General features: G+C 66.9%; 8 protein-coding genes. 5 read left to right on the top strand and 3 right to left on the bottom strand.

The features are described 5' to 3' along the window. The 3 genes from A2J02_RS05040 to A2J02_RS05030 all read right to left on the bottom strand — a co-directional run. A partial coding sequence (locus A2J02_RS05040) for an ABC transporter substrate-binding protein (protein WP_156516097.1) occupies nt 1-775 on the bottom strand: 775 nt, incomplete at its 3' end. An 86-nt stretch (nt 776-861) separates the two neighbouring features. Continuing rightward, on the bottom strand, nt 862-1,632 hold the full coding sequence (locus A2J02_RS05035; protein ID WP_179272034.1) for an LLM class F420-dependent oxidoreductase: 771 nt from the start codon (nt 1,630-1,632) through the stop codon (nt 862-864). A gap of 46 nt (nt 1,633-1,678) precedes the next feature. Continuing rightward, a complete protein-coding gene (locus tag A2J02_RS05030) occupies nt 1,679-2,188 on the bottom strand; it encodes a TIGR04338 family metallohydrolase (RefSeq protein ID WP_068047556.1) in 510 nt (169 codons plus the stop codon). A gap of 98 nt (nt 2,189-2,286) precedes the next feature. Between A2J02_RS05030 and A2J02_RS05025 the strand changes: the two genes are divergently transcribed. Genes A2J02_RS05025 through A2J02_RS05005 form a run of 5 tightly spaced genes read left to right on the top strand, consistent with a single transcriptional unit; the run spans nt 2,287 to nt 8,283 of the window. Further along, nucleotides 2,287-3,012, top strand: coding sequence for an ATP-binding cassette domain-containing protein (locus A2J02_RS05025; protein ID WP_197477938.1), 726 nt, complete (start codon nt 2,287-2,289; stop codon nt 3,010-3,012). Next, nucleotides 3,009-3,755 (top strand): ABC transporter ATP-binding protein, encoded by a 747-nt coding sequence (locus A2J02_RS05020; protein ID WP_082898656.1) that lies wholly within the window; start codon nt 3,009-3,011, stop codon nt 3,753-3,755. The genes A2J02_RS05025 and A2J02_RS05020 overlap by 4 nt, the downstream gene beginning before the upstream one ends. After that, nucleotides 3,752-5,266 carry an ABC transporter substrate-binding protein gene (locus A2J02_RS05015; protein ID WP_068047551.1) on the top strand — a complete coding sequence of 505 codons (1,515 nt, stop codon included), beginning with the start codon at nt 3,752-3,754 and terminating at the stop codon, nt 5,264-5,266. The genes A2J02_RS05020 and A2J02_RS05015 overlap by 4 nt, the downstream gene beginning before the upstream one ends. A gap of 3 nt (nt 5,267-5,269) precedes the next feature. Continuing rightward, complete coding sequence (locus A2J02_RS05010) at nt 5,270-7,021, top strand: ABC transporter permease subunit (RefSeq protein ID WP_068047548.1); 1,752 nt, start codon at nt 5,270-5,272, stop codon at nt 7,019-7,021. Continuing rightward, nucleotides 7,018-8,283: an MDR family MFS transporter gene (locus A2J02_RS05005; protein WP_068047546.1), complete on the top strand. Its 1,266-nt coding sequence runs from the start codon at nt 7,018-7,020 to the stop codon at nt 8,281-8,283. Before A2J02_RS05010 ends, A2J02_RS05005 begins: the two co-directional genes overlap by 4 nt. Nucleotides 8,284-8,304: the final 21 nt, after the last annotated feature.

Genomic DNA, 8,304 nt, shown 5'->3' with positions numbered 1-8,304 from the left:
CGTCTTCCGGCTTGACCAAGCCTTCCGCCTGCTGGGACGGGGCCACCCAGGCGTCGATCTGCCCGGTGCGCAGGTTCGCGTACGCGGTGTTGTAGTCCGGGAACTTCACCGGATCGAGGCCGAGCGTGTTCACCACGTAGTCGTCCTGCACGGTGCCCTGCACGACGCCGATCCTGCTGCCCGCGTTCAGGTCCTCGAACCTGGTGATCGGGCCGCCGGTCTGAGCAACGAGGGAGAAGTAGCCGAAGTCGTATCCGTTGGTGAACCCGACGGTGTTGCGTCGCTCGTCCGTCGTCGTGATCGAGGACGACCCGACGTCGAAGCGGCGGCCCGCAACCTGCGCGAGCAGACCCGAGAACTCGGTGCCCGAGAAGTTGATCTGCAGACCGAGCTTCTCGGCGACGGCCTTCAGCAGTTCGTTGTCGTAGCCGGTGTACTGGCCGGCCGAGTCCAGGCAGATGCTCGGCGGGGCGTCGGACAGGGTTCCGACGGTGAGCACTCCCGGCGTCGCCAATCCGAGGGATGCGGTGTCGATCCGGTCCAGGGGCGTGACATTGTCCGTCGTGTATCTGTCCTCCGTCGCGGCCGCTGCGGCAGCGTCGAAGTTCGTCGGGGTGGACGACGCACTGTCGACTCCGGGAGGGGCGCACAGGTCGGTCGGACCTGCCGCCGCCTGATCATCGGAATTCGACGTGCCACACGCGGCGAGCGTGAGGGCCATCAACAGTCCGAGAACGAGAACCACGAGCGCGCGTGAGGCGCGTACGGCAACCATGTACAAAACCCTAAGCGGACCAGGGCCCACTCACCCAAACGCGCCACGCGCAAGGGTTTCGCTCAGCGAACTGGAGTGACGTGTGACTACTCGAGCGCGTCCCGCCACTCGATGGCCTGGCCCAGCTCGGCCAGGTCGTACTCGGGTCCGTTGACGCCGACGGTGAACAGGGTGGCTCCGGCGTCGACGAAGTCCTGGGCGGTGTCCGCTCCCGGCCACGCGACCGAGCGGGTGATGACCGAGACGTCGCGTCCGACGGTGGTGCCGTGCTCGGCGAGGATCTCGGACTTGCGCTTCAGCGCCTCGAGGTCGGCGAAGCTGTGCCAGATGTGCGCGTACTCGGCCACCATCTTCAGCGTCTTCTTCTCGCCGCCGCCGCCGATCAGGATCGGGATGTCGCGGGTCGGGGCCGGGTTTCCGACGTCGAGGCGGTGGCGGATTCTGGCGAGGCTCTCTTTCAGCAAGGCCAGTCGCGAACCGGCCGTGCCGAACTCGTACCCGAAGTTGTCGTAGTCCTTCTCGTTCCATCCGGCGCCGATGCCGAGGATCAACCGTCCGCCGCTGATGTGGTCGACGGTGCGCGCCATGTCGGCCAACAGGTCCGGATTGCGGTATCCGCCGCCGGTGACGAGTGCGCCGATCTCGACGTTCGATGTCTGCTCGGCCCAGGCCCCGAGCATCGTCCAGCACTCGAAGTGCGCACCGTCGAGGTCTCCGTACAGCGGATAGAAGTGGTCCCAGTTGAAGACGATGTCGACGCCCGCATCCTCCGAGCGCAACACCGCGTCGCGGATCAACTGATAGTCGGGAGCGTGCTGGGGCTGAAGCTGAACACCGATCTTGACGGTCATGGACATCTCCTCGTCGTGTGGGCTGCGTCTCCCATGATGCACCCGAACGGCATCAGCCGATGCGGACGCCGCTCTCGGCCATCATCGCGCGCAGGACGAACCCGGCCTCGGAGCCGACGATCTCGCCGACGAGGGTGATGTAGCGGTCGACGAATGCGCCGCCGTGCTGTTCCTCGTTCTCGTCGGCGAAGTGGTGCGCGAGCTCGTGCAACACCACCAGCTCCCGCAACGCCCACGCCCTGTTGCCCCTGTGCAGGGGCACCGCGATGGTGGCGGTGTCCGATTCGTAGTGCGCCGCAGCCGAACCCGATCGGGCTCGGACGGTGACCACCCGACCGGCGTCGGGCCACGTTGCGGCAACCCACTCCAGAGCGAGCACCGCATCGACGTATGCCTGCACCGAGTCGATGGAGGCGAACTTGCGCTCGATCGGCAGCGTGATCTGCGAACCCATCACCTGCACCATGCGAAGGTCCCGCTCCTCGGCGCGATCCAACATGGTGCGAACCAGTTGTTCTGCGTCGTAGACGGCCGCTCGTTGCGCGTCCCTCGCCCTGCTCATCCGGTCAGCCTAATTTGTGTCGTCCCCCCGACTCGCCTACAGTCGTCTATCGACAACGATTGTCGAAGTCGTTCCCATGTCTATCCTCAGGAGAAACCGTGCTCGCCGTCGATGACCTCTGCATCGACGCCGGACGCTCGCGCATCGTCCGGCACGTCTCCTTCGAGATCCCAGCGGGTCGACGCCTCGGCCTGCTGGGTGCGTCGGGATCGGGAAAGTCGCTGATTGCGTCGGCACTGGTCGGAGCGCTCCCGCCGGGCATCACCTGCACCGGCCGCATCGTCGTCGACGGCCACGACGTCGCCGGAGTTCCGACGCCCCGCCGGCCACGCCCCGCCCGTCCGGCGATGGTCTTCCAGGATTCGGCCACCGCACTGAACCCGATGGTCACCGTCGGCAAGCAACTCCGCACGCCCGACGCCTCCGCGCTGCTCGAGCGCGTGGGTCTGCGCGACACCGAACGCATCCTGGCCTCGCACCCGCTCGAGCTGTCCGGTGGCCAGCGTCAACGCGTCTGTATCGCAGCCGCATTGGCGCGTGAGAGTCCGCTGGTGATCGCGGACGAGCCGACGACGGCCCTCGACGTGATCAGTCAGGCGCGGGTGCTCGACGCTCTCCGTGAGGTGGCGTCTCTGCTGCTGATCACGCACGACATCGCCGTCGCCGCGCAGCTGTGCGATCACCTGATGGTTCTCGACTCGGGCAAGGTCGTCGAATCCGGTTCCACGGCAGCGATTCTCGACAGGCCCGAATCCGAGCTCGTGGTGCGCATGCTCGATCGGGCTCGCGCCGCCGATCCGTTTCGTCAGTTGGTCGCGCGATGACGGGCTTGGTGGCCACGGACATCACGCGCACCTACGTACGGCACGGCTCTTCTCGTACCGCGCTGGACGCCGTCTCGTTCACGCTGCCACCGGCCGCTCGCGTTGCCGTGGTCGGCGAATCCGGTTCGGGAAAGACGACGTTGCTGCGCATGCTGTTGGCGCTGGATGTGCCCTCCGAAGGGGTCATCGAATTGGACGCCCGCACAGTACGTCCGGGTTCCGCGCGCTCGCTGCGGTGGTTTCGCAGACTCGTGCAGTACGTACCCCAGGATCCGGCCACCAGCCTCGATCCACGCCGCAGTGTGCTGGATCTGGTGGCGACGCCGCTTCGACTTCTGGGCGTCGACGGCGATCATCGAGCCAAAGCAGGTTCCGCACTCGCCGCTGTCGGGCTGGACGAGCGTTATCTGCAACGCCGACCGACGGAACTGTCCGGTGGTCAGAACCAACGCGTCGCCATCGCGCGCGCGGTGGCATGCGAACCGCAGTACCTGCTGGCGGACGAGCCGGTCAGCGGACTGGACCCGGATCTGCGTGAGCAGGTCCTCGCGGTTCTGGCCGGACTGTCCAGCGCGTTGCTGATCGTGAGCCACGACCTGTCTGCAGTCGCTCGACTCTGCAGCGACGTATCGGTGATGCACGACGGCAGAATCGTCGAAACCGGCAGCGTACGAGGCATTCTCACCGAACCACAGCACTCCTACACCCGAGACCTGATCGACGCCGTACCCCGGCTTGCATGACCATCACAGGAGATCCATTGACCACCACTCTGTTGTCTACCAACGTGTTCCGTATCGGTGCCCTGGCAGCGGTAGGCACCCTCACGCTCACCGGCTGCTTCTCTTCGGGTGCCGCCGACGACACCGCAGATCGAGCCCGCGTGGCGATGCTGCAACCACCACGCTCAGGGCTGTCGCAATTCAGCGATGATGCCTTCAAGCTGTCGCGCTGGTCCACCGCCGAAACCCTCGTCACTCTCGATGATCTCGGCGACGCCGAGCCCGAGCTGGCCACCGCCTGGAATCGCGTCGACGACCGGACCTGGAGCTTCGACCTTCGACCCGACGTGAGGTTCCACAACGGTGCGCCACTCGACTCCGCTGCCGTCGTCACCGCACTGACTGCTGCCACTACCGCCGCGCCGAAGCCGCGCATCCTCGACGGGGTCGAGCTGACGGTGACCGCTACCGACGACGACACGGTGGAGGTGTCCACCGCGGACATCGATCCACTGGTGCCGCAACGACTCTCGAGCCCGCAGCTCGCCATCCTGGCACCCGCGGCCTACTCTGCAGGCGGCAGCGACCCCGTCGGAACCGGCACCGGACCTTTCGTGCTCACCGCAGTGAACGGCACGTCCAGTGCCACGCTGGACCGCAACGAGGACTACTGGGGTGAGCTCGCGAAGCTCGCCGGCATCGACGCCGACTTCGTGCCCGACGGTACGGCCCGCGCAGCAGCGCTACGTAACGGCACCGCCGATGTGGTGGAGGCGATTCCGGTGTCGCAGGCCGCCAACCTCGACCAGTCGCTGGTGCACGAGGTTCCGATGCCGCGCACCAACACCCTGTATCTGAACACGTCGTCCGGAGTGTTCGCGGACCCCGCCATGCGCGCCGCCGCACGGGAGTCGGTGGACAAGGATCGTCTGGTCGAGCAGGTGTACGAGGGTCGTGCCGACGCCGCGAACGGATTGCTCGGCCCCGCGCTGCCGTGGGCGGCGGACCGTCCGGCGCGCACCGAGACCCCGGCGGGCGATGCCACCGGCAAGAAGATCACCCTCGCCACGTTCACCGACCGCGCCGAACTTCCCGAGGTCGCCGTGCTGTTGCAGCAGGAACTCGAGGCGAAGGGCTTCGAGGTCGAGCAGGTGGTGCGCGAATACCAGTTCATCGAAACCGATGCTCTCAGTGGTGCATTCGATGCCTTCATCCTCTCCCGCGCCACCGTCCTCGATTCCGGTGACCCGGTGGCATACATGTACTCCGACTTCGCCTGCGAGGGATCGTTCAACATCTCCCAGTTCTGCGACCCGCAGGTCGACACGGCGCTGGCAGACGCCTCGGCCACCGAGCCCGGAGACGACCGCCGCGCCGCGATCCTGGCCGCCGAGAAGCTCATCCTGGAGAAGGATGCGGCCGTGCCGATGCTGCACGAACGCGTCATCCAGGGTGAATCCGAAGGCCTCACCGGTGTCGCCCGCGATCCGCGGGAACGCACGCTCATCACCAACCAGACCGCCTTCGAGTAAGCAGTGAGAACAACCGCCTCGCGGCTGGTTGCCGTCGCCGGTGTCGTCCTGATCGTCGGCATGCTGCCGTGGCTGTCGAATCGCGATCCGGCACTGAGCATTCTGCGAGCTCGCTCGGCCGAACAGGAAGCAACCCCCGAGGCTCTGGCGGCCATTCGCCGCGACCTCGGTCTCGATGCCGGGCCGCTGCGGATGTTCTGGGACTGGCTCACCGGCATCGCGTCGGGCAATCCCGGAACATCGTGGAACACCGGCAAGCCCGTACTGCCCGGTGCCCTGGATGCATTGACGGTCTCACTCAACCTCATGGGCTTCGCGATGCTGGTTGCGGTCGTCACGGCCGCCCTGGTCGTGCTCCCCAGCGTGCGGGCGGGGTTGCGCGGCACCCCGAAGCGAACCGGGGGTGGCGTCGCCGCAGCGCTCACGTCGATGCCGGAGTTTCTGCTCGCCTCGGTGCTGGTCCTCGTCGGAGCCGTGTGGCTGTCGTTCCCGGCGTACGGCTGGAACGGCCCGGAGTACGCGGTGTTGCCTGCGCTCGCGCTCGGGTTGCCTGCCGGCGGGCTGATCGGACGTCTTCTCGCCGACGCGATCGCCGTCACCTTCACCGAGGGCTGGGTCATCACGTGGACGGTCGCAGGATTCTCGCGGCGGCAGATCGCCGGGGCGGTTCTGCGACGCGCCCTCCCCGGGCTCGCATCGCAGATCGGGCTGATCATGGTCGCCATGACCGGTGGCGCAGTGGCCGTCGAAAAGGTTTTCGCCATACCGGGATTGGGCCGCACCACTCTCGGTGATGCGCAATCACAGGATCTTCCCGCCCTGCAGATCGACATCATCCTTCTGCTGGCCGTCAGTGCCGTTCTGGGGATTTCCGCCGAACTCGTGCGACGGCTACTGCTCGGCAGCGCCCTGCACGAGAAGGCGATGCCCATCCCGTCCGGCGTCTTCCACCCGTCACCCCGGCGTTGGGTGGTGCCGATCGCGGCGGCGTCGGTCCTGCTGATCATGGTCGTGGCCGGACTCCCACGCGACGGCCAGGCGACGACGCGGGAGAAGTTCGCAGCCCCGTCATCGGCCCACCCCTTCGGTACGGACGCGTCGGGCCGAGATCTGTTGGCCCGCGTGGCCGACGGCGCACTGCGCTCCATCGGACTCTCGCTGGCGGTGACGTTCGCGGCCCTGGTGGTCGGCGTGCTGCTGGGACTGATTCCGCGGGCCTCGCGTGGTCTGGTCGAGGTCACCAATGCGGCACCGCCCGTCGTCACCGGCATTCTCATCGCGGCGATCTGGGGTCCGAGTGCAGGCGGGGCGGCCGTTGCCGTTCTCATCGTCACGTGGGCTCCGCTCGCCGCGCACACTGCCGCTCTGGTCGAGGAGACTCGTGCTCGGCCGTACATCTCCATTCTGCCGACACTCGGGGCAGGCAATGCGCGAATCCTGTTCGGATCCATCGTGCCCAGCGTCGTTCCGGTAGTTCTGCGGCACGCCATGATTCGGCTTCCCGGTGTCGCTCTTGCTCTCGCGGCCCTCGGATTCCTCGGCCTCGGTCCGCAACCCCCCACCGCGGATTGGGGATTGATACTGTCCGACGGGGTCGCCGCCGTCGAACGGGCACCGTGGGTCACCGCCGCTCCGCTCGCGTCGTTGATCGCACTCGCCGTTCTCGCAGTCTCGCTCGCCGGTGCCACCTCGGGGCGGGTGCGCAAGACCGGTAGCGTCATCGAGAAAGTCGACGCAGGAGGGCGCAGTACGTGAGCACGAGGACCGACGGATCGCCGACGCGGTGGCGCTGGTCGTTTTTGGTCGATCTGCGGCGGGCCACCCCCACCGTTCGCTTGCTCGTCCTCACTCAGATGACCTTCAACATCGGCTTTTTCATGGTGTTGCCGTATCTGTCGGTGCATCTGACGAGCGACCTCGGACTCGGTGCCGCGGTCGTCGGAGTGGTTCTCGGAATCAGAACCTTCTCGCAGCAGGGACTGTTCTTCGTCGGTGGCACCCTCGCCGATCGGTGGGGCATCAAGCCGGTCGTTCTTGTCGGCTGTGTTCTGCGGGTGCTGGGATTTGTCGGTCTTGCCTTCGCCGATTCGCTGCCTGCCGTGTTGATCGCGACGGTGATGGTGGGATTCGCAGCCGCATTGTTCTCCCCTGCAGTCGAATCCGCAGTGGCGATCGAGGCGGGCAAAAGCGAACGCGACGGCGGACCCACGCGCGTGGAGAGCTTCGCGCTGATGTCGGTGTGCAGCCAGATCGGCTCGTTCACCGGCCCGCTCGTCGGATCGGTGTTGCTGCTCGTCGATTTCAGGATCGCGTGCCTCGTGGCCGCGGCGATCTTCGTTCTGGTCGTCGCCGCTCACATGCGGTGGCTGCCGCGTGAGCGCGGCGAGCATCGCGACGACCCATGGCTCTCGGGCTGGACCGACGTGGTGCGCAACCGAACCTTCGTGCTGTTCGCGGTGGCGATGAGCGCGCAGTTGGTGGCCTACAACCAGCTGTACCTGCTGCTGCCCCTCGAGGTCGAACGCGCCTGGGGTTCGCAGACGGTGCTGGGGTGGTTCTTCGCGATCTCGGCAGTACTGGTGGTATCTGCGCAACTGCCCATCACCCGACGTGTCGCCGGGGTATCACCGCGGATCACGCTGCCGATCGGATTCGCCGTCATGGCAGTTTCTTTCGCCCTGGTCGCGGTATTCAGTCCCTTCGAGTTGGAAGGTCCGGTCGGTCTCGTCCCGGCCGCTCTGTTCGTGCTGCTGCTGGCGCTGGGGCAGATGATCGCCATGCCACAGGCCCGAGACCTGGTGCCGCGCATGGCGGCCGAACGTCGACTGGGCTCGTACTACGGCTTCATGGCCTCGCTCGGGGGCATCGGAGTGCTCATCGGATCGACCGCACTCGGTGTGGTGATCGACGCCTCCCCCGACACCGGCTGGGGCGCAGCCATCCCATGGCTGGTCGCCGCCCTGTTCCCCATCGCCAGTGTCATCGGACTGCGCGTGGTGCTCGCTCGCCTCGACTGACCGCCCCCGCCGCCCCGGAGT

This window comes from Rhodococcus sp. EPR-147 (assembly GCF_001647185.1).
Classification (GTDB): Bacteria; Actinomycetota; Actinomycetes; order Mycobacteriales; family Mycobacteriaceae; genus Rhodococcoides.
Note: the sequence above shows the minus strand (reverse complement) of the source record. Positions and strands in the feature narration are given on the sequence as shown.

Bases quoted from the DNA above. Each gene is read 5' to 3' on its own strand.
- A2J02_RS05020 (WP_082898656.1), top strand. From the start codon at position 3,009: ATGACGGGCTTGGTGGCCACGGACATCACGCGCACCTACGTACGGCAC.
- A2J02_RS05030 (WP_068047556.1), bottom strand. From the start codon at position 2,188: ATGAGCAGGGCGAGGGACGCGCAACGAGCGGCCGTCTACGACGCAGAA.
- A2J02_RS05035 (WP_179272034.1), bottom strand. From the start codon at position 1,632: ATGTCCATGACCGTCAAGATCGGTGTTCAGCTTCAGCCCCAGCACGCT.
- A2J02_RS05015 (WP_068047551.1), top strand. From the start codon at position 3,752: ATGACCATCACAGGAGATCCATTGACCACCACTCTGTTGTCTACCAAC.